At 46.0% G+C, this 22,556-nt stretch carries 16 protein-coding genes; 4 read left to right on the top strand and 12 right to left on the bottom strand.

Annotation, left to right across the window (positions count from 1 at the left end):
* Nucleotides 1-90: 90 nt before the first annotated feature.
* The 8 genes from QGP82_RS30965 to QGP82_RS30930 all read right to left on the bottom strand — a co-directional run bounded on the left by QGP82_RS30965 (nt 91) and on the right by QGP82_RS30930 (nt 12,268).
* Entirely contained in the window at nt 91-2,190 is a 2,100-nt protein-coding gene (locus QGP82_RS30965) for an FAD-dependent oxidoreductase (RefSeq protein ID WP_499061946.1), read from the bottom strand.
* Between the two features lie 279 nt (nt 2,191-2,469).
* Nucleotides 2,470-3,192, bottom strand: coding sequence for an RNA methyltransferase (locus QGP82_RS30960; RefSeq protein ID WP_490793320.1), 723 nt, complete (start codon nt 3,190-3,192; stop codon nt 2,470-2,472).
* Nucleotides 3,193-3,272: 80 nt separating this feature from the next.
* On the bottom strand, nt 3,273-5,126 hold the full coding sequence (locus QGP82_RS30955; RefSeq protein WP_499061945.1) for an ABC transporter ATP-binding protein: 1,854 nt from the start codon (nt 5,124-5,126) through the stop codon (nt 3,273-3,275).
* Between the two features lie 121 nt (nt 5,127-5,247).
* Nucleotides 5,248-5,916 (bottom strand): response regulator, encoded by a 669-nt coding sequence (locus QGP82_RS30950; RefSeq protein WP_163700080.1) that lies wholly within the window; start codon nt 5,914-5,916, stop codon nt 5,248-5,250.
* Between the two features lie 57 nt (nt 5,917-5,973).
* On the bottom strand, nt 5,974-7,071 hold the full coding sequence (locus QGP82_RS30945; RefSeq protein ID WP_499061944.1) for a sensor histidine kinase: 1,098 nt from the start codon (nt 7,069-7,071) through the stop codon (nt 5,974-5,976).
* Nucleotides 7,072-7,607: 536 nt separating this feature from the next.
* Entirely contained in the window at nt 7,608-8,117 is a 510-nt protein-coding gene (locus QGP82_RS30940) for a pentapeptide repeat-containing protein (protein ID WP_499061943.1), read from the bottom strand.
* A gap of 123 nt (nt 8,118-8,240) precedes the next feature.
* Nucleotides 8,241-10,232 (bottom strand): PDC sensor domain-containing protein, encoded by a 1,992-nt coding sequence (locus QGP82_RS30935; RefSeq protein WP_499061942.1) that lies wholly within the window; start codon nt 10,230-10,232, stop codon nt 8,241-8,243.
* 239 nt (nt 10,233-10,471) lie between these two features.
* Complete coding sequence (locus QGP82_RS30930) at nt 10,472-12,268, bottom strand: PDC sensor domain-containing protein (protein ID WP_499061941.1); 1,797 nt, start codon at nt 12,266-12,268, stop codon at nt 10,472-10,474.
* A gap of 442 nt (nt 12,269-12,710) precedes the next feature.
* On the opposite strand from QGP82_RS30930, the gene QGP82_RS30925 reads away from it, so the two are divergent.
* Nucleotides 12,711-13,427, top strand: coding sequence for a cytochrome b/b6 domain-containing protein (locus QGP82_RS30925; protein WP_499061940.1), 717 nt, complete (start codon nt 12,711-12,713; stop codon nt 13,425-13,427).
* A gap of 299 nt (nt 13,428-13,726) precedes the next feature.
* Nucleotides 13,727-14,176 (top strand): nucleoside-diphosphate kinase, encoded by a 450-nt coding sequence (ndk, locus tag QGP82_RS30920; protein ID WP_499061939.1) that lies wholly within the window; start codon nt 13,727-13,729, stop codon nt 14,174-14,176.
* Nucleotides 14,177-14,271: 95 nt separating this feature from the next.
* On the opposite strand, the gene QGP82_RS30915 is transcribed toward ndk, so the two are convergent.
* Entirely contained in the window at nt 14,272-15,585 is a 1,314-nt protein-coding gene (locus tag QGP82_RS30915; protein WP_499061938.1) for a cytochrome P450, read from the bottom strand.
* Nucleotides 15,586-15,719: 134 nt separating this feature from the next.
* The gene (locus QGP82_RS30910) at nt 15,720-16,193 is read right to left on the bottom strand and encodes a tetratricopeptide repeat protein (protein WP_499061937.1); all 474 of its coding nucleotides are present in this window, start codon (nt 16,191-16,193) and stop codon (nt 15,720-15,722) included.
* A gap of 716 nt (nt 16,194-16,909) precedes the next feature.
* On the opposite strand from QGP82_RS30910, the gene QGP82_RS30905 reads away from it, so the two are divergent.
* Nucleotides 16,910-17,668 carry an AfsR/SARP family transcriptional regulator gene (locus tag QGP82_RS30905; protein WP_499061936.1) on the top strand — a complete coding sequence of 253 codons (759 nt, stop codon included), beginning with the start codon at nt 16,910-16,912 and terminating at the stop codon, nt 17,666-17,668.
* A gap of 346 nt (nt 17,669-18,014) precedes the next feature.
* Entirely contained in the window at nt 18,015-20,252 is a 2,238-nt protein-coding gene (locus tag QGP82_RS30900) for a S8 family serine peptidase (RefSeq protein ID WP_499061935.1), read from the top strand.
* Between the two features lie 256 nt (nt 20,253-20,508).
* On the opposite strand, the gene QGP82_RS30895 is transcribed toward QGP82_RS30900, so the two are convergent.
* Entirely contained in the window at nt 20,509-20,970 is a 462-nt protein-coding gene (locus QGP82_RS30895; RefSeq protein ID WP_499061934.1) for a hypothetical protein, read from the bottom strand.
* Between the two features lie 24 nt (nt 20,971-20,994).
* Complete coding sequence (locus QGP82_RS30890) at nt 20,995-22,497, bottom strand: fused MFS/spermidine synthase (protein ID WP_499061933.1); 1,503 nt, start codon at nt 22,495-22,497, stop codon at nt 20,995-20,997.
* Between the last annotated feature and the right edge of the window lie 59 nt (nt 22,498-22,556).

Below are 22,556 nucleotides of genomic sequence, written 5' to 3'. Positions count from 1 at the left end.
GTTTAGGACACTCAATTAGGCAACAGTACGGGCAAATGGCCGATATTAGTCGTCACAAAGGCGCAACTAGTCCTGTTATCAAAAAAATGTTCAGATCGCGAGCTTAGCTTTCAATAACGCATACAATATCCGTGAGAGATCTCGACGCTGAACAATGCGCCGATCCCTTGGCGTACCGACAAAGGCGGCTTCATGGTGCTTAGGCATTGCTTTTTTGACTAAGAAGCCCAGCTGCTGACGAGTCATGGCCTGGTCTGGAGCAAACCGCCCCCGCCCCACACCCGCCACCATATTTTGGGCCTTAAGGGTTTCAATATTGCTATAGGCCCAGTGCTGGCCAGGTTGTACATCTCTGAAAGATGGCTGAGCTGGAGTATTTTTTTCTAGCCCTAAGAGACTAACTAAGGCTGTACAAACAACCGCACGGCTAACGCTGGCATAGGGGCGAAAATGCAGGTTTTTCTCATTCTCGCTATTGACGATTCCCGCCGCTGCCATTACCTGAATGGCTTCAAAATCTTGGTCCGTATGGGCTACATCATCAAACCATACAATGGGAATACCATTGCGGGTCAAAAAGCCCTGTAGCTTGCGTAATAAGGACTCATTCCGAACAATCTCACGAGGTTGTTTTCCAGTCCACACACTAAAGGCTGCCAAAAAGCCACCGGCCTCACCAATCGCCCATTCCACCGGGTGCATCCGATAGGCGGCATTGGTAATGTGGGTGGTGCCAATACTTTTAGCTGATAAAACTAAGCCATCTGTATTGATAGGAACCAGTGCCCCCGCTGGTAAAGTGAAGGGTAAGGCAATGACATCCTTCCCGGTAGGGCTCACATGACCATCCACCAGATTGCCATGGAGGTCTAAGTAGTGATATTGACCAATGCCCAGCGTATCGTTAAAAGTACGGGCACGTGCCTGATTCGGAAAAAAGCTAGCAGCCACGTCTTCATGGCGAATGGTGGTCATAGCAATGCCTCGACGGGCCTCTCGAATGTAGGGTTCCAGGGCAATGCCATCCTTGGTCCAGGTGAGATCTCCTCGGGGTTTGAGATCAGGTGAGCCATTGGTTTGCAAGTAGTGAATATAGGCCTGCGCTCGGGTACGTGCCCGGGCAATCTGTTGTTGTCGCTCTGAGCGATCAAGCCCCACCAGGTAGCCAGTGCGATAGTCATTACCACAGCACTGACCCCGCTCCGGGTGGCTCGATGTTCCCCAATTAATCACGGCCACATCGCCAGGGGAGATTGTTTTTTTGTACAGAGAACGTCGTAACAAGCGACGATAGCGAAAAATACCAAACGCATTAAAGAAATCGCGTTTTTTCCAAACTGTGTTTTTGCGGACCCAAAAGTCTCCAGTAAATTCTTGTAGGTTGAGCCATGGTACCCGTCCGTATTCTGTTGGCATACCAATGGGCACCCCTTTTCCAGGCTGCGTACGTTCCACTAACACATCAAAGGTAAATGACTGTTGGCACTGGGGTCGGGCGTCCTCTGGCAAAATTGCTTCGTCTGTTTCGCTGCGGGCCTCTTGTCCCACCCGTGAGGGTACATCGCCCACCTCTAGCAGATCGCCTAAATCAGTGGCTTCTACCACGACTTTGGCATACACCGTAAACCCATGCTTGGTTTTGGTGTCTTGACACATCACCCCGGTCACACGGCGCACACTCGTCTCGTTACTGGCCGCTGCCAGCACTAATGAAGTGGGCTCAGCATAGGGAATTAGGGTGAGCTTGCCGGACTTTAGATAGGGCAATAGCTTTTCATTTAAGGCCGTTGACGCCGCCACTGGGGTAGTCGAGAGGGGACATACCCACGAGCCACCTGGATCCTCTACAATCTGACCGGCCACAGGCTGTAACTGTCGCTGTCGTCGACGGAACAGGCGTTGGCTTTTGGAAATGGCAAATTCTTCTCCATTCAGCGTGGTCAGATCGGCCTTGTGGCGCAGTAGGTCCCCATCGTCAGATGCGGGCAATGCCTGGGCGGTAAACTGGCCCCCCACCATTCGCTGGGGCTGCACCAAACACACATCTAATTTGAGCTTAAGGGCGGTCAAAGCAGCCATATAGGCAGCTGTTGAACCCCCAATCACCGCAATTGAACACTCATAACTGGCCCCATCCCAGGGGCGGGTTAAGGCATCATCGCTAAGCAGACCGTTTTTCTGATGCACCATAAATGTCTCACTCCTAGACCATTCCATCATGGATCAAGGTGGCAAAACTGGGCCAAATTTATCCGTAGTTTTTCATAAATCACCTGCTAGCTAGGGACGTCAACACCCCAGACCATGGGCATGCCAACAGATGAATTGTTGAGGACAGCTAACATGCAGTACCCTCAGATCATTAAATCATCACCATCAGAACCATGTCTAAGAAGCCTCCTGTCATTGACATTGACCCGGCAACGCTGTTGTTTATTGGCTTTCTGTTGATATTGCTGCCCTTAATTTTTACGGGGTTTCTTGCCCAGTGAGGGCCTGATCTAAGGCGTGGTTGAACGCCGATCTCAGCTTATGGATAACATAGAGATCCTCACGGTCTAAGCGGGCAATACCATGCATGACATAGCTTTGATAGCGTTCTGGTAAACTCACCCGTGTCATTAGTTGCTGTAACAGTTGTTTAAGGCTGGCATATTCTGCAGCAGGCATCGGCTCACTATTCAGCCGTTGATCCGTAATCTGTACCTGGGTCTGCTCAGCTGACAGCACAAAGCTATACACCATTACGGCCTGGGCGAGATTCAAGGACGGCTGTAGCTGATGCTGGGGAATGGTTGTTAGCAGATCACAGGCTTCAATATCGGCAGACTTCAGTCCGGAGCGCTCCCCACCAAAAACAATGGCCACTCGATGCAGCCATTCTCCCTTTGCTTGCAGATGGGAGGGGAGGTCTCGCACGGAGGTGTAGTGGTGTTTTTCGTAGCGGTGGCGGGCGGTGGTTGCACAGGCAAAGTCGCAATCTGCGATCGCATCCCCCAGATTTTCATATACCTGAGCGGTTTTGAGCACATGCTGAGAGCCGTGGGCCAGGGCAAAGGCCTTTTCACCCAGGTAATCGGCCTGGGGTCGTACTAAACGTAAAGCGTTGTAGCCCATGGTATGCATCGCACGGGCTGCTGCGCCAATATTTTCCGGTTCTTCGGGGTCGACAAGGACAAAGATGATTTCCATGGGAACTTATTATACGGGGCGAGGGCATCGCCCAATGTCGGGGCATTCCATGGAACGCTCCGACATTGGGGCCGATTGGATTATTTTGCCTCACCCAAATAGCTCTCGGCTTGGAGGTCAAACATTTCAGCATAGCGCCCTTGTTGGGCCATGAGCTGGTCGTGGGTGCCCACTTCGATGATTTGCCCCTGCTCTAACACAACAATGCGGTCAGCCATGCGCACGGTGGAAAACCGATGGCTGACCAGGAAGGTCATTTTGCCCTGGGTCAGCTGCCGAAAACGCTGGAAAAGATCATGCTCTGCGATCGCATCCACCGCCGCTGTCGGTTCATCTAAAATCAAAATTTGGGCATCACTCATAAATGCCCGCGCCAGACCAATTTTTTGCCACTGCCCCCCGGAAAGATCCACACCCCCTGAAAACATTTTGCCAAGAATAGTGTGATAGCCCTCTTCTAGCCGCTCAATAACCTCGGTGGCACCAGCTCCCTGGGCGGCTTGAGCCACTAAATCAATATTCTGTCGCTGGGGCAAGTTACCAAATCCAATATTGTCTTGCACATTCAAGGCATAGCGTGCAAAGTCTTGAAACATAATGCCAATTTGACTACGCAGTTCGCTGAGAGAAAATTTTTGCAACGGAATATTATCGATGATAATTTGCCCTTGCTCAATGTCGTAAAGACGGGTCAGCAGTTTTAATAAGGTTGTCTTCCCAGAGCCATTCAGCCCCACCAGCGCAATACACTCCCCTGGGGCAACCGTCAGATTAATCCCCTGTAGTGTGGGCTGTTCTGCCCCTGGGTAGGTAAAGTACACATCCTGAAACCGCAACCCCTGTTCCATGGGTTTGGGAAAGGGGTTAGGGTGACGAGGACTGACCACCTGGGGAGAGATATCCAACAGCTCAAAATACTGTGACACGTAGAGATTGTATTCATAGAGGGTGGCAAGACTCAGGAGAGTGGACTCAATTAATCCCTGGGCCTGTTGAAATGCACCTGTGTATAGCGTGAGATCACCCAGGGTCACCATCCCCTGTAGCGTTTGCCATAGCACTAAACCATAGGCTCCATAAAATCCAATAGCGCCCAGCAGTTCAGTGCTCAACTGGGCTAGCGACTGCTGCCGCGCCAACCGCCGTGACTCTTGATTAAATTCATGACGAATCGTGCGGTACTGCTCCACCATATGTTGTCCCAGGTTAAACAGCCGCACTTCTTTGACATACTGAGGAGCCGTGAGAATCTCGTAAAAGTAGTCTGACAGACGACGAGACGGTGTTTGGCGACGGTTCATCCAAAATCGCCGATAGGAGTAACGAATACCCACCCAGAAAGTCGGCAACACACTGAGTAACAACAGGCCCATCACACCAGAGCTAAACCGCAATAGTAATGCCAGCAGTCCCACCAACCGGGTAATGGAACCTAACAGCCGAGATAGTAGCTCCACGACCCGCAACGGATAGTTACTGCCACTTTGCTGCGCCCGATTTAGCACATCATGGAACTCAGGTGATTCATAATGGGCCAGGTCCAGGCGCATCGCCTGCTGTAACAGTTGCACATTGGCATGGAGCAAAAACTGATCGCTCAGCACTCGGCTCACATAGCTATTGAGTTTATTCAGCACTTCTTGCAACAGCAACAGACTAAATCCTGCTATCACCAGGAACAACAGATAAGCTGTAAAATCAGCCGTACCACTGGCCAGAATCGACACCACTTGATCAACAATCAGCTTACTCACATAAAGCTGGGCCGTTGGTATTAACGCATTGACCAGAGTGATGCTAATACTGAGCATCAGCCAACCTGGAGACGCCGACCATACTAGCCGCACGAGCCGGGGGGTATTCCCCAGCAAGCTCAGGAAGTTTTGATAGGAACGTCGCAGTCGAGACAGAAAATTGTAAAAAGTAGAATGCACGGATAGCAAGAAGACGGTTTGAGTTTTAAAGGCTCAGTGTTGAGTCATCATTATCTACTTTTTATCTACTTTGCTCACACCCGTTAAACCATCATCAACTCAAAATTCACAACTCTCCAACCTAAGCCTTCACCAATCCCAGCTTGATCGCCTTCACAATTGCCTGGGTTCGGCTACGCACTTTAAGCTTCTCAAAAATGGCCGTCAGATGGGCTTTCACTGTTGCAACAGTGATATATAACTGTTTTGCAATCGTCTCATTCGAGGCCCCTTGCACCAGCCAATGCAGCACATCCTGTTCTCGCTCTGTTAAGTGAATATCTTCAGACACTTGAGGCAGAGGGCTGGAAGTGGCATGAAATAACCGAAAAAAACCACTGGCTAACGCAGGATCAAGATACACTTCATCCTGCAGTACTGTTCGTATGGCTTCATAGAGCTGGCTGCCTAGCTTATCCTTGGCGACGTAGCCCTTGGCTCCAGCCTGCATAGCTTGAAAGATCCATTTATCTTCTCGATGGGCCGACAGACTCAGTACGCGCGTATCTGCCCCCAAGGTTTTCAGCTGCCGTAATACCTCAATGCCAGTCCCCTGGTCTAACTCCATATCTAGCAGCGTGATGACAGGATTATGGGCCTCAACCATCTCAATGGCTTGCGCCACCGATGCAGCTTCTGCCACGACCTCAAACTTAGCAGGCCCATCGACATAAAACCCCAGCAAGGTACGCAAACCTTGCCTAAAGTCAACATTGTCATCAACTAATAAAACAGAAACAGCATCAGTCATTGAGAATGTACCTAATACTGAAAAACATATGAAGGGAGCATTCAAAAAACAAGTAAGTTATGGGCGTGGCAGAAAAATCGAAAATTGAGCCCCTCCCTGGGGGAGAGTTTCAGCTCCAATACTACCCTGATGGTCCAAAATAATTTTCTTTGCGATCGCCAGTCCCAACCCAGTCCCCCCAGATCGTTGTGAGTAAAACGGTCTAAACAGCTCAGAGATATCCACATCTTCCAGACCAGGCCCCTGATCGCTGACAGTCACCAACACCGCCTCGTCAGCGATTTGCCAATCAACGGTAATAGTCCCGCCCGTATTACTAAAGTGCACGGCATTGTCAAGCAAGTTTTGCAAAACTTGTTCAAACTGCCAACCATCAACAACAACAGAAATAGATTGCCCAGGGCACACTATCTTCAACTGCTTTTGCTCAATCTGCGGTTGCAATAAGGAGAGTGCATTTTTCAACAAGGTGAGTAAGTCATGGTCCCGTTTTTTCAGACACGCTTGTTTACCACAGTTGAGTAAGTCTACTAAATGGGCTAAAAGCGTCTCAGACGTTCGACGAATACAGTCCGCCTGAGCCTTTTGAGTTTCGTTTTCAGCACCCAAAGCAAGGGTCTCTGCATAGAGTTGAATCAAAGAGAGGGGATTACGCAATTGATGGTCAGCCTGTTGCAATGTCTGCTCTAATAGCTGAATCTTTTCCTGCTGACGCAGGTTCTCTTGATACAAAATGAGATATTGCTGGAGTAGCTGCGCGTACTCCTTAATTAACGTCTGCTGTGGATGGGAAATATGCTTTTCGGTCCACAACAGTAGATACTCACATTGAGTTTCTGTTTGACGCAAACCACACACATAGGCACAGGAATCACTTGAATTGAGGGATAGGGGCATCAGCTCTAAAAACGGCAAATTCTTAGTAATCCAGCGCTCTGGCTCAAGATACGACGTAATTTCGTTGTTTATCACATGATGGCGACGATAAGACATCATATCGCGCCTATTTTCAAGCTGATCCCAACGAACTAGCCAAACGTCTAAAGCTGATAACTTCTCGCTTAGGCGGTCAATTTGCGCTTGGCACAGCTGGCGAATGTCAGCAGATGCCAATTTTGACTGGTGACTCGCTATTGAAGGAGGCGATGTATACATCTTGAATCCACTCCTACTTCACCTGGGAACTGTGGTGTTTATGCTGATCATGAATACCTGTGTCCTTATCTAGAATCAACATTTTTTTGTCAATATGCAAGCGTCTAAAGGAAATTTGGGTGTAAACACGCAGTCTTTCAAATTCATAAAAACATCCCCTCTCTCGCCCTTGAAATTCCTGATGGGTTGCCTTGTTTTTAACGTTTAACCTCCTTCGATTTTCAGGCTGAGATGCACTACGCAGCAGACTAGGCGTTATGGCTATTAGACCTTTGACCAATTGGCCCCAGAGCTGTCAAGACTTACGCTAATAACAAGCGCATTTCGTTGACATGTTCGCTATCGTAGACTCGCCATCTTTGCGTGAAGGGGCGAGTCTTTTTATTGCAATAGTGTCTTGCCACCTCTATTGCGGTAAATACGGTTGGTTTAAAAGAAATATGCATCCCACCACGCGCCTACGTAGGGAACTTGCCTAGTACATTTGGCTGATTTTAACTACGCCAAATGTATGAGGTGAGAGAAGTCAGGTAAAGCTACCCATCGCAACCTAGACTTTCCCGTGTTGACACACCTGTAACTGGGTTCATCCCGTCAGCTCGTTCGCACAGGTACTTCACCTGGAATCGGTCCAGAATCGTATAGGAAAAGTCTGCCCCCGTAATCGTTGCGTCAGCAAATGTACTGCTGGTCATCAGGGCGTCAGTAACAACGGCATTGGTTAAATCAGACCCCGTAAACTCTACCCGGTCGGCAAAGGTTTCTGACAGGTTAGCGCCGGTTAGGTCAGTACGGATAAATTTTGCCTTGGTCAAAATGGTGGCACTGAGGTCTGCACCTCGAAAATTAGCGTCTCGCACCTCCGCTGCCGCTAAGGATGTACCCGCTAAATTGGCATTTTCGAAATTGCGCCCGGTGAGGTCGGTCAGGGTGTAGTTGACGACGCCAGGTTCTGCGATCGCAACCGATGGCAACGTCGTTAGTAGCAGTGAAATCGCAACGAGTATTCCGACTAGTTTGAGACTCAGCCACTGCCATCTAATCATCTGCAAGTACTCCCTGTCTGCGCCAAGTCTAATCATAGGCGAATTTAGGAGACCGCAGGTGGCCCACACCGACATTCAGCTAGCCTGCTTTTTCGACCGCAGGTGGCTCACACCGACATTCAGCTAGCCTGCTTTTTCGACCGCATTAACCATTCCCTCTTGCCATGAATTTGCCACCCCATAGTGTTCCGTAGCTAGCGGATCAACCGCTGGCGGCAATGCAGTCTCTTGGGACCGAGCCAATATGTCCGGTTGACCAGGCAGCTTTAAGCTACCCTGCTGCAGATCGCCCCAAAGCATTTCTGACACTTGTTTAGCATCTCGGTTGAGGGTATCGGTGATCGCATCAATTTCCGTCAGGATCTGGGTAATCGTTTGGGCCGCAGTTGCCATCGCTTGCGAGTTGGCAATAGTTGCCTGTCTAGATTGGGTCAGATTGCTCGTCTGATGATGTAGCTTTTCTAAGGAGTGACGCTGGCGATCGTACGCCTTAAGATTGGCCACATCCGCAATCAGTTGAGCGATCAAGGCTTGAAACTGGGATTTGTCTGCCGACTGAGCTGACTGATTGACAGAGCCTGTCAGCGCCATAATCCGTTGATCTAGGATGTCAAATATCTGGTTTGCTTCCGATTCTGACGGCATACTCTCCAGATACCCCCCCAGGGTTTGAGCCAGGCTAAATAGGGCATCTAATCGTCTGTCTATAGATTGATACTGATTAGATTGCTCATCCAACTGCTGCTGCACCTTTTGAATCAACGCCTGTTGCTCACGCGCTTCTTCATCCACCTGCGCTGTGAACGCTAAAAATTTCTCAGTCAGTTGATCAGCATGAAAGTAGCTTTGGGTAATGGTTTCTTCATGACGACGAATCGTCTCCTGGTGCAGGTTGAGCTGGTTGAGAATGTTAAAGAAGGAAACCGATAGCTGCTCTAGCTCGTCTTTCTGAGCGATCGCAACTTCCTCCAGCAAATTTCCATGGGTGCCCACAAACTGTTTGCCTTGCAGCAGGATGGGTTTGATCCGCTGGTTTAACTTTCTAATGGCCAGATAGACCACCACTGCCAGCAATAACACCATTAACCCAGTCGTCACAGCTGCAATGCGTAGAATCCGACCATAGATCGCTTTATAAGGCACAAAACCAAACAGTAACCAGTCCTGGCCAGGCACCGTAGCGTAGGCCCAGTAGCCAGAAGCGGTCTTCAAAAAGCCCGGTGCCTCTGTGTCAATCTGCGGCCAAATAGCCTCCAGCCCAGGAATAGTTTGGTAGGTTTGGGCTTCAGCCGTTGGGTTGGTGGGATCGGCAATCACCTGGCCTGACTGGGTAAGTAGCAAGAAATATCCGGCTTGTTGAAAGACCACATCATCTAGCAAATTCCCTAAATAGGCGCTGTCAATCTCCACCAGGCTAGTGCCCAACCAACGACCTTCAGAATTAAACAGAGGATAGTAGTAAGTCAGTAACCGATTTCGGTCCCCTTGATAAGGCTCCGTCCACACACTGGTCTGGGCTTCAAAATAATCGCGGTAGCGATCAGTGTCAGGGTAGAACTCGCCAACGTCATCGGCAAAGTCTTCGTAGCGGATAGCGTCTGGATCAAACGATGTCGACTCCGCAGACGTAATCGCTGAATAGTAGGGGAATAACCAGGGCTGCTCCTCCAGGATGCCATTTTTGCTCTGCCCTAGCCCCAAGCCAACCACAAACTCTGGGCGACGCTGAAACAGCTGCAGCACCAACTCACGATAGGTATCAGGAAACTGCGCCCCTCTCTCATGCAGCGTAGTGGCGCTGACACCCAAACTATAGGCCAGCGTTTCAGCTGAATCTGTAACTGATGCGATCGCATTGACCTTGCTATCAATACTGCTACGCACCTGGTCTTCTGCCTGACGTCTTAACATTTCACTAAAGAGAAATGCCATGCCCCCCATGCCAGCAAGGGCACCCAGCATGATCATCCAAAACAGACGACCACCAAACGAATTTAGTTTGAACCATCCTTTAGCCTTATCCACTAAAGTCGGCTGATAACTTTGGGGTGTACGCGGGAGTTCTTTAAACGGTGAAATTGACTGCTTAGACGTTGGCAATTTAAAGGAACACATATGCGTTGAATAACAAGTTCTATATAGATGAGGCTATAGAGCAGATCCAAGCCACAGAGCAAACCCTTGGCCATTCCCCATAGTAGTTCATAACTCTTGTAGATTGAGGTTCACTAGATCACCATATGTGTTAGAGAATGAGCGACTTCATCATATAAATAAATAAACCCGACAAAATACATTTAAATCAACAACTATATTCTGTCGGGGAACATGATGACTGCGATCGCCTTTGGGTCTTAATTTACACCTTCTACCCGTTTCAACAATGTTGTTGAGATCTGCTCAATATCTGACAACATGGGGGCAATCGACTGCAAGGAATCCACCACAGCACGAGACTCTGATATCGCCACCCCACTGGCCTGGGTAATATGTCCCATTTGTTTTTGTAGGTTATCTATAGACGGCCAGCGGCGTTCCAATGCTTTGAGCGTAACAATATTCTTCGTCAGTTGCTCTATCAGCGTATGTAACTGTTCGGACTGCTGTTCACTAGCCCCATGGCCCAGGACACGGGTCAAAGCACCAACCTGTTGTTCTACCAATGCTAATGTTTCTGTTGAATGGGTTGGTATCCGACGCAGTTCACTATTTAGTGCACGCCCCATGGTGTTAATGGCATCTACTTGAATATCAATTGTTTGGGAACTCTTAGCAATATCGGCCATCAGTTGTTGCAAATCACGCATCAGTATCTGTTGTTCACCCGCCAACCGATTCAAGAGGGCTGTGAATTCTGTAAACTGCGCAGAAACTTGAGTAGATCGGGACGTCTCTGTTTCAAGTTTGAGCGCATGGCGACGGATTGTTTCTTCATTTAAATTGAGCTGCTCTAGCATATTGAAAAAAGCGAGGGACAGCTGATTTAGATCATCTTGCCCGTCCCATTGAGCCAACAATGTAGTATCGGTCTTAGCCAGTTGATTGCACTGATTCAGAACGGGTCTGAGGCGACGGTTGAGGCTGCGAACTGCCAAGAAAATTGCTGTTGACAGCAGGGCCACCATGATCACTGTCGCTGCCAGGGTAATCAGAGCAATACGGTTAAATACGGCTGAGTAAGGGACATACCCCAACACTAACCAATCGTGCTCAGGAACAACCGCATACGCCCAGTATCCAGTTTCTCCTTCTAAGAAACCGGTCTCATTGAGGCTCATCTGCGGCCAGATAGCCGTTAACTCAGGAATATCCTGATAGGTTTTTAGATTGTTCTCAGGATTGGCCGGATCGGCAACGATATTCCCCTCACGGGTCACCAATATAAAATGTCCCTGCTGACGAAAAACAGGCTGATTGAGAAGATTGCTTAAATACTGTCCGTCAATGTCCACCAGGGTTGTACCCAACCAGCGGCCATTACTGGCAAATAGGGGCACATAGTAGGTCAATAACTGGTTAGCAGCGTTTTCATAGGGTTCTGTCCAGACAGTCGTCTGGGGAACAAAGTAGTCTCGATACCGTTGACTATTCGGATAAAACTCGCCCTCACCGTCGGCAAAGTCTTCATAGCGAATAGTTTGATTAACCGCAGGCTCGTTTTCTGAAGCATCCACCCAATAGTAGGGAAATAACCAGGACTGATCCACAATCAGTCCATTTTCTCGCTGCCCTAACCCAAGACCCACAATAAACTCTGGACGGCGCTCAAAGAGCTGTAGCGTCAGTTCCCGATAGGTATCTGCATACTGTGCCTGCCGCTCATGGAGCGTAGTCGCACTAATGCCCAGGCTATTGGCCAACGTTTCAGCGGCTGCGGTCACCGACGCGATCGCATTCACTTTACCATCCAGGGTACTCCGCACCTGATCCTCAGCCTGATACTTAATCATCTCACTAAAGAGAAATGCCATGCCGCCGATACCCGTTAGGGCACCTACCATAATCATCCAAAACAGACGACCACCAAACGAATTTAATTGCAGCCATCCCATCAACGTTTGATTTAGGCTCTGCTGCTGTTTTGTGTGAATAGATATCTCGGAAGCAGCAGACGATCCAGCCTGTGTAGCACTCGATAATTCAGAAGGCATAATAATATAGGAAAATACAGGGAAAAAATCAGTAGGATTTAGTTCAAGAACTTCAGTCCAAGAACTTCGTTGTTAAAACTGTTTGGATGTAACGCTTCTCTATAAAGGCCTATGGGGGGCTTATCGGCCAAAAAGAGACAAAAACAACCATTTTCGCAGATTACTCACTCTGCAAACCAGCAAAAATAACACTTACGGTTATTACCTACTGGCACCATTGTTGATGGCAATCCGTTTATTTGTGAACGGCTTTGTAACAACTTCACCAGATAAATACTTGAGCTTCAAATAATTATTCAAAGTAAACCAGAAACTTTAAGAGAAACATCCGTAGTATAGAGATCTCCTGAAAATCTCATTGATATTCATCTATGGAACATTTTGTTATCATTGAGTGTCACTGAATCTATGCCAACGTGTAAGCCCTCCCCTTAAAGCTTCCATGAAGCCCACTTACCCCTATCAACCTTTTCTCCTACGCCTTTTACACGGCCTCACTGGGGCATTCCTGGTGTTGGCAATCCTGACTGCTTTTTGGACCTATAACACGTACGATGGTCGTTGGGGCACGATTCCACTGCCAGCCTATAAAGCGATTGAAGGGATCCATGGCACCTTCGGACTTTATACACTCTTGATCTTTCCAGCATTTGTTTTCTACGCGTTTAACCGTGGAAAACATCGTCTGGTGCAGCCCGAGGCATTAACAACGTTGACTCAGAAAATTGGTCAGCCTATTTGGTGGGTTAACCTCAGTCGCTTTGTCAATACGCTGACCCTGATAGCTCTCACATTTGCCCTATTTAGCGGCAAAATGATGGATGAAAAATGGCTGCCGAACGGAGAGCTGAAGCATTTTTGGTATTACGGTCATTTGGTATCGTGGGTCGTCATGGTGGTTGCGATCGCCATTCATCTTCTGATGAATGCAAAAGTCGGTGGCACGCCCTTGTTACTCTCCATGATGACGTGGAAATTTCGCCCCCAAGATAGTCCTCGACTTTGGAAAAATCACATCACCGCCTGGTGGAAAAATTTTCAACTTGATACCTGGCCAAATTGGAGGCATATACTCACCCATCGCCCCAAACTAGAACTCGCCATTTGGATCAGCCTCATTGCCGCTTGGCTAATTTCCATAGCTAAAGAACTTGTGTAGGTGGCAGATGGATTTAGAGGCAATAGACCACGCCGCTATTCCCTGGCCCCCACTCCCCACTCCCCCAAAAACCTAAGGCCATGCACAGATTTAATCTCTATCACACCTGATCTTTAAAGGTGCCTACGTAAAATGACCACAAAGGGATATACCCTAGATCTGGCTCTATTGCCGAGTAGACAGTCCCTATGGTTGGTTGGACCATAGTTGCCTACTGCTGAGCGTAGTGTAGGTCACATCCCTACCCAAGGGTCTAGTGACCCCATTAACTCAATAGATGTATTGTTAGGAGCAAAATTGTGGAACGCACTTTCATCATGATCAAGCCTGACGGTGTTCAACGTGGTTTGATCGGCGACATCATCAGCCGCTTTGAAACTAAGGGATTTACCCTAGTAGGCATGAAGTTCATGGCCGTTTCCCGTGAACTGGCAGAAAAGCACTACGGCGTTCATAAAGAGCGTCCCTTTTTTGGCAGCCTGGTGGAATTTATCACCTCTAGCCCCGTAGTTGCTATGGTTTGGGAAGGTGAAGGTGTCGTTGGGTCTGCCCGCACCCTGATCGGTGCCACCAACCCCATTAGTTCTGCCCCTGGAACTATCCGTGGCGACTACGGCGTTACCATTGGCCGCAATATTATCCATGGTTCCGACGCCATCGAAACAGCTCAGACTGAGATCGCCCTATGGTTCTCCGACGAAGAGCTAGCCAATTGGGAATCCTGCGCTAAGAGCTGGATTTACGAGTAAATTATCTCAAAATCCCTCTCCCTAGGGAGAGGGATTTTGGGTGAGGGCTAACCCTACAAGCAAAGAAACCGTTTCTAGCGACCTCTTGACAAGCCTCACATCCGCCCAAACTGTACCCGCAGGTTATCGCGAGGGTGCGGCGTTGGCACCACCACCATGGATAAATCTTGATCAGGCAATAATTCCCAGCCATAGCCCCGCAGCAAATGCACCGCAAATAGCTTCATCTCCAAGCGGGCAAACTCCTTCCCAAGGCATTCACGAATCCCACCGCCAAACGGCACATAGCTGTACTTATTAGGCTGTTCCCCTTTAGCAAAGCGCTCCGGTCGAAAATCATCAGGAGCCTCATAATCTGTAGGATTCAGGTGCGTTTGATTAATTTCATAGAGCACCGTCCAACCTTTAGGAATTTGGTAACCATTAAACTCACAGGTTTTTAGCACCTTACGAAAACCACCGCCCACAGGAGGAATCAGCCGCAATACTTCCTGTAGTACCTGCTCTAGATAGGGCATTTGCTTTAAGACATCTAAGGTGATGGGCTGCTGAGGATCAAATGTCTGTTGCTCATCCCTTAATGCCGCCAAGACCTGAGGATGCTGCGCCACCAATAGGCAAAAAGAGGCAACAGCCGATGTCAGCGTTTCGTGGCCTGCAAATAAGAGCAGTAATACCTGGTCCTTAAGTTCATCTATGCTCAGGCTATGACCATCGTCATCTTTTGCTTGAACCAATAAGCTCAAAGCATCATTGCCCAAATGTTGGCTTTGTTGTCGTTTACGAATAATTTCTTCTAACAGTAGAAGTAATTGGGTACGAGCTTTTTTGGCTTTACCAAACCGAGTCCAGGGCAGTGTCAAAGGAATCGAAAATAAACCTGCACACCAGGTTTCAAATAAATGTCCTAGATCAGTTTGTGCCCCCTGATCTAAACCCACTAAAAGCTTACAGGCCACATCAAAGGTATAGTTACGCAGTTCTGGGTACCAGATCAGCGTAGTTGACTCCGCCCATTTTTCTGTATAGGCGTGAGTAATCGACTGGACCGTATCAATATAGCCAGACAGGGCTCTGGGCATAAACGCCTGGGCTAGTAGTTTGCGTCGATTTTGATGCTCGCCCCCCGTTTGCAATGCCAGGGATAGATTTCCTAATAACGCTTTTGTACTCGGCGGCCAGCTCACTACAAAATAGTTGTTCTCATTGGTTAGAATAAACTGATTGGCATCTGCTCCTTGAACAAATAATGTAGGGCTGCCTAACAGACGGGTTTTAAAGATCGGTCCATACTTTTTATGTTGTTTTTCACCATAGTTTGGATCGCGAAAAAAGCTTAACGTATCGCCAATTAGAGGCAGGCCAAAATCACCAGGGGGCAAGGGTAGGTTAGAAATAGTCTGACTCATGAAAAAGACATTTATTAAGATGCGTCTTCACTGTAACAAGTAAACTCCAGGTAAGCAGCAGATACAGGCCTTGACGCTCCCTTCGCTGTGATGATGCTCGATTGAGATGGGTATAAGGCGAGTGAACAGAAAGATTATGCTGACCTACTTACTTTTGATGGCCGATTTAATAATAGATAGTGGCCTTCATTCAACTCAATTCTTTCCAGCAGATACATTGCTTGTCGATAGTTTTGCTCAGCCGCCTCCGAGTGGTAAGTCATCTGATAGAGCCTGGCCGCGTAGCATAAATTAAGTACCGTCAAACAAACGGCTTCTTCACGGTGCTTCAGGGCAAGAGAGTTTTGCAGAATTTCTAGCGATGCTTGATGACATGCGATCGCAAACAAATACTGATGAGAAGCCGCATACACCTGCCCCATGTAGATTAAAGTAATCGCCTCATTCAATAAATCACCCATTGTCTGACAACGTTCAGACACCTGTTTTAGCAACTTTATGGCTAACCGATGACAATCTTGATGGTGATAGACCATGGCTACATTGGCGAGTGCTGGAATTGCAGCAATTTCATGTTGCAACTGCCAAACCGTTCGAATAGCTTCCATGCAAAACCATTTTCGACAATCAACATTACCTTGAGAGCCATGTAAGCCACCAATACAATTCAGCATCCTACCCATGTTGAGAATGTCATTTGTATTACGAAATGTAGCTAATGCTTTTTGGTAATGGTTTAGTGCAATATCAAATTGTCCAAACAATCTATGTAAGGTACCTAACGTCCAATAACGGTAACCATAAATACACATACGGCAGCCCCTAGAGTCCCTGACCCAGCAATGTCTTTGGCTCTAAAGGTAGAAAGATCCAACCTATAAATCAAGTAATCTATCTGTGATATTGGCTGTACTTTTCAACCATGAATATTGCAGAAAAGTGCATAGAACATTCGCAATCACTCGCAAAGGTACAGTGTTATTTAGTTTTTACATTGGTGCCATAACTGACACCGATGGAGTCATCAAAATAGATGAGCATTTGGACTCTTCAGCTACTGGGGCAATTCCAGGTAAAGAATTATGCTGGCGTAATACAATCTTTCCGCACTCAAAAAACAACAAAACTGTTAGCTTTTTTAGTCTACTTCTATAAAACAAGACGTTCCCGCGAACAACTCGCTGAACTATGACAGTCAATGACATTTTTGGTCAGTCGCATTACACAAAACTGCATACAGGTTGGGCAACATCAGCAATGGTCTACTTACAGGAGTTTTATACAGTTTGAGGTAATCGTTCATAGTTTATGGGGTGACATCGATATGAGCACTTGGACAGTAAAGCTACTGGGAGAGTTTCAGATAAAAGACTCCACCAATGTTACAAAATCCTTGACAACACCTGAAGCCATCAGATTGCTAGCTTACCTTTTATACTTTCACCAGCAAACACATCCTTGTGTAAAGCTTGCAGAAATTTTGTGGCCTGATGTAAGCCTTGAGGAAAGAAGACAGAGGCTACAAATAGCATTAAATGCCTTAAGCCAAGAGTTTTTTACTGCTAAAGAGCCAGTCATTATCTGTCAAGGAAATAAGCTCAAGTTGAATATTCGTCACTTTGATGTCGATATCTTAAACGTTAAAACACTCATTCAACAGGCCAATCATTGTAGTACGCCTCAGCAAAAATTAATTTATTTACAGCAAGTTATCCAGCAAGATTACGGTATCTTCCTAAGTCGGTTCGAAGATAATTGGATACTCTCAGAACGTCAACATCTACATACCCTATATTTAGCGGTCTTGCATCAACTGGTTAAAGTTTGTTTGCAGTTGAGGAAGCTTTCTGCAGCTACTGCTTATGCTCACCTGGCTGTTAGCACAGAGCCTTATAGCGAGCGTACACATCTTGATTTAATCAAGGTATATGTAGCCAGAGGATACTATGCTTCTGCTAAACAACAATATGAAGAACTGAAACACATCTTTAACCAAGAGTTGAAACGACCAGTCTCCAAGTTTTCTACAGACTTGGTGCAAAAATTAGGACTATATCAAACAACAGCAATGGTGACGCATTGATTTATGTAGCATGCTAATCTGTGTCCCAAAAATCACACATCTACGTTTGTTTCGAAATCACCAACTGTTACTGTGGTGCCTAGGGATGTAGGTCCGTTAGATTTAGTCTTTTTACAAGATGTATCGTCTTCCTGGTTTGGTCTTCATTGAGATAAATTTTGAGCATTACATAAATATGTAAGAACGAAGACTATTGGCTTTGCAGGTTTATGCAATAACGATGGCATATCTCTTCACAAGGAATGACTTAAAGTCTCCATATCTCTACATTTAAGGAGATTTATTGTGAACCTATAAACAGATAGGCAAGAAAATTCTATCTACTGCTCTCAAAACAAAAAACATCATGGCTAGAATTCCATCTGATCCTCTCTTCTCAACTCAGTGGCATCTTCAGAACATAACCCCCGGATTACTTGACCTCAATGTAGTTGATGTCTGGGATGACTATACAGGGGCTGGAGTTGATGTCGCGGTTATTGATGATGCTGTGCAGCGATCGCATCCAGATTTAGATGAAAACTACTCTATTGATAAGGATTGGGATTTTGATAATAATGATACAGACCCAACTGGCGTAGATGGCGAAAACCATGGAACTGCAGTAGCAGGAATTATTGGTGCTAACGCAAACAATGGTATTGGCGGAGTTGGCATAGCCTACAATTCAACTCTGTTTGGTTTTCAGACCCATGGGTTAATCTCTAATCGGTTTATTGGACAACTAGCGCTTGCCATTGATAATACGTCTGGTCTACGACAAACATCCGGCAGAAATCGTGAGGCTGACATTGTCAATCTGAGCCTAGGAACAGGAAGGGGCGAGTTTAACTTCTTTGATAGGCCCTTCAACCCTGCCACTATGGCTGCACTCAATACCGCCATAGACAATGCTGTCGTAGCAGGACGTAATGGACTAGGCACAATTTTAATAAAGTCAGCCGGTAACTCACGGGCTCTCAATTACGATACCAACGCTGTCTCATGGAATGCCAATCCCCATACTATTTCAGTTGCAGCCGTTGATCAGAATGGATTTGTTTCTGACTATAGTACCTATGGAGCTTCAGTGTTGGTATCTGCTTTTGGCACTCCTGGAGAAGTAGTAACCACAGATCGAACTGGCAGAAGTGGTGAGACTCCAGGTGATTATAGACCTAACTTTAATGGCACTTCAGCGGCAGCTCCTATGGTGTCTGGTGTTGTGGCACTTATGCTTGAAGCAAATCCATGGTTAGGATGGCGAGATGTCCAAGAGATTTTAGCCTATTCTGCTCGGCATGTTGGCTCTGCCATTGGCACAGGCACTCGTGGGGATGAAGAATATGCATGGAACTTTAATGCAGCAACTAATTGGAATGGTGGCGGCTTACATTTTTCCAATGATTATGGCTTTGGCTTAGTCGATGCAAAAGCAGCCGTACGTCTCGCTGAGACCTGGTTCAATACCCCCCAAACGAGCGCCAATGATATTGCCATATTTCGAGACTTCTTAGATACCTCCGTCACGATTAATACTGGCGGTACTGCATTAAGTCAAACAGTTGCCACTAATATCGATATTGAATTTGTCGAAGTAGACGTAAGCTTTGCCCGATGGGATGACCTTGGTGATCTATCAATGCGTTTAATTTCACCTGATGGGACATCTAGTGTGCTGATCCAGAATAGTGGTGAAAATAACGGTCTCTCTTCTGGGGGGTTTGGCACAGGTCGCTGGAGTTTTTATTCCCATGCATTTCGTGGAGAAGATACATCTGGCACCTGGAGATTAGAACTATTTGATGCCGACAGTTCACTGTCATCTCCTATAACCATTAACGATGTTGATATCACTTTTCATGGCAAAACGACTTCAGTCAATGACACATTTATCTTTACTGAAGAGTATTCTGATTATGCTGGCAGGTTGGGGCATAGCCGGGCTATTAATGGAGGCTTGGGAATAGATACCATTAATGCAGCCGCCATAGACTCTAGTACCTTTGTGAACTTAGCAGTTGGCTATGGGTTTATAGATGGCATTGCAGTTAATGTTAACAGCATTGAGAATGTGTTTACTGGTGATGGGGCTGATTATCTCATTGGTAACGCTGTGAGTAATCAACTAGTGGGCATGCGAGGAAATGATAGCCTCTATGGCAGTGGAGGAAACGATGTGTTGTTAGGTGGTGATGGAAATGACTTAGTGAATGGTGGGACTGGTAATGATTATTTAAATGGAACTAATCATTTTTCCCAGGGTACTGGTGAACGAGATACTTTAGTTAGTGGTAGTACAAATGATCGAGATCGCTTTGTTTTAGGAGAACGCCAAAATGGGAGTGGTCGTGTTTTCTACAATGACCGAGGTCGCAGTGATTATGCAATACTTCAAGATTTTGATGTTTACGATTTTGCTGGCGATATTGCAGACACGATCCAGCTGATGGGCAGCGCTGCATCTTACTCGATTTCTAATGTGCGAGTCGATGGTATTAGTGGTGCAGGCATCAGTTTTGTTAATGACCTAATTGGTATTATCCAAGGAGTAAGTGCTTCTCAGCTGAATTTAGCGAATTCTAACCAGTTTACCTATGTCTAAGCATGGATAGCTAATACTATCTAGCTTTTGATGATTGTAGTAGTTGTATTTAAAATGTCTAGCGATATTCCTGATTTGCTACTAAGCAATCATCTACTAATTAACAAACACCACCAGCTTCAGAAATACAATAACTATTAATCGATCGAATTCATTTGATGGACTCGATCGATTAAGAACGAATTTTGTACTGCCTAGTGGAATCACATATTACATCTCAACAATGCCATATAGCAGATAAGAACCTATCTCACTGTCAGTCAATGTATTTAAAGTTACTGTTAACGTTATCTGCTATCACTTTCCTCACAGCATTAAGCTCAGTTTGAATCACTTGTCTGCGAGTATCTGATCTCCTTAACTCCCGTTCGATCTGCTTATCTAGTGATTGAAGCGCTGATATCCGATCATTTACAATATGTTCTGAGCGCGCATCGAGACTACCAGATGCTAGCAACTGACGTAAATCAAAAATCAACCTACTAATTTCTTGCCTAACATCATTGATTTCACTGAGATTCTTTTGAGCATCAAGGCCAGACAACTTTGTTTCTAACAGAGGAAGTTTAGATTCAGATGCGCCTAAACCTCCTGAAAATTGAGCGTCTTGACGTAGGCTTTGGGTATGGGCATAGCCTATGCGAGAAAAATTAATCCCAATCAACCAGGTGCCAACTAACAACACAATCAAAATAAATCTTAAGCTTCTGAGCAACATTTTTCTCTCCAATTTAATCAAAAATTAGTTCCAACCAGAATCAGCTACCATAGGGATAATCAAATTATCGACGGGGGCATAATCATCACTTAAAATCACAGAATCTTCTCCACTCAAATAAAGATTCAATTCATCATTTGACACAAAAACTTCAGACAACTTTGAAGAAAGCTGCAAGGGATATTTCGAAGAGACCACGACATACGTACTGCGTTTGGGCTTCCCTATCTCTTGGTCCATAGGAGAGAGATAAACATATGGAAAGACTTGTTTTAATGAGTTTAATTGAGCTCGAAGCAGTAATCCTTTTTGACCATCAATAATATTCAATAAATATAAACCCTCATTAGTAAGATGCTCCTCAATCAACCTATCAAACTCAATTGTAGTCAAATGATATGGCATACTGAAATAGTTGGATGCATCATTTGTTATGAAATCATATTTTTTGGTTTCAGTAAGGTTTGCCAAGAAAAAGCGAGCGTCTTCGTTGAAGTTCTGAATTTCTGAGTTAAAGTGAATTCCTAGTACATCGAAAGCGAACTTTGTTACTCCCGGATCAATTTCTACCACAGATATGTCACTTTCTGGATATGTAGCATCTATATATCTTGGAAAGGTATATCCACCTCCACCTATCATCAAGGCCTTCAATTTAGAAGTATCACCTAAAAGCTCATCAACCGTATCAGCATATACATATTCATAGCCATAGCCTAAATCCGTGGGATCTTCTAAATTAATGTAGCTATGTACAAGTTTATCTAAAACTAGAAGACGAACGGCTGGCTTTTCAGGGTCATTAATTATGTTGATACAGTAGTAGTCCGTCTCTTGCAAACAACTGCTACGTAGCCAAGCTACATTATTAGTACCAATCAAGAAACTAAATAGCAGTAACAGCAGAACACCTATCAATAAGAAAGATCTTTGGATCCGCTGATCATTAGCATGCATTCCAACAATAGAGCCTAGCAAGAGCAGGCCGCTAGAAACAATAAGAACAATCAAATTACTGCCCAGAGAGCCAACCAATACAAAACCTGTCAAAAATGTTCCGATAATGCTACCGAGTGCTGATACAGCGTATACTTTCCCAATGACATCCCCATAATGCTCTGTCTCGGTGAGAGTTAGAGCCACAACAATTGGGCTAATTGTTCCTAGCATCAGACTTGGAAAAAGAAAAACAGTAGAGAAAACAATAATTATTTGAAAGACAAAAGAAACTTCAAGGACAGGTATAAGAGCCTTCGAAACTTTTATTGTCTCTAAAATTGTCCAACTACTAATTCCAGACAACGCTAGAAGTATGGCTAAGATACTCCGATTTCCACATTTATCAGCAATACGCCCACCAATATAGTTACCAACACTAACACCTGCAAGGATAACCCCAATAATACTTGTCCATGTATAAAGGCTGACACCGGTAATCGGAGCCATCAATCTTCCAGCAACAATTTCTAAAACAAGAAGAAAAAAGTTAACGAAGAAAATGGTAACCAATGCCCATTGTAATCTCATGCTAAAACTTCTCCTTAAAATTAATCATGACCATTAGCCTTAGAGATTAAACCTGTAGA

Source organism: Leptothoe sp. LEGE 181152, from assembly GCF_032906605.1.
Classification (GTDB): Bacteria; Cyanobacteriota; Cyanobacteriia; order Phormidesmidales; family Phormidesmidaceae; genus Leptothoe; species Leptothoe turfae.
The sequence above is the reverse complement of the archived record's forward strand: the minus strand, read 5'-3'. Positions and strand labels throughout refer to the sequence as shown.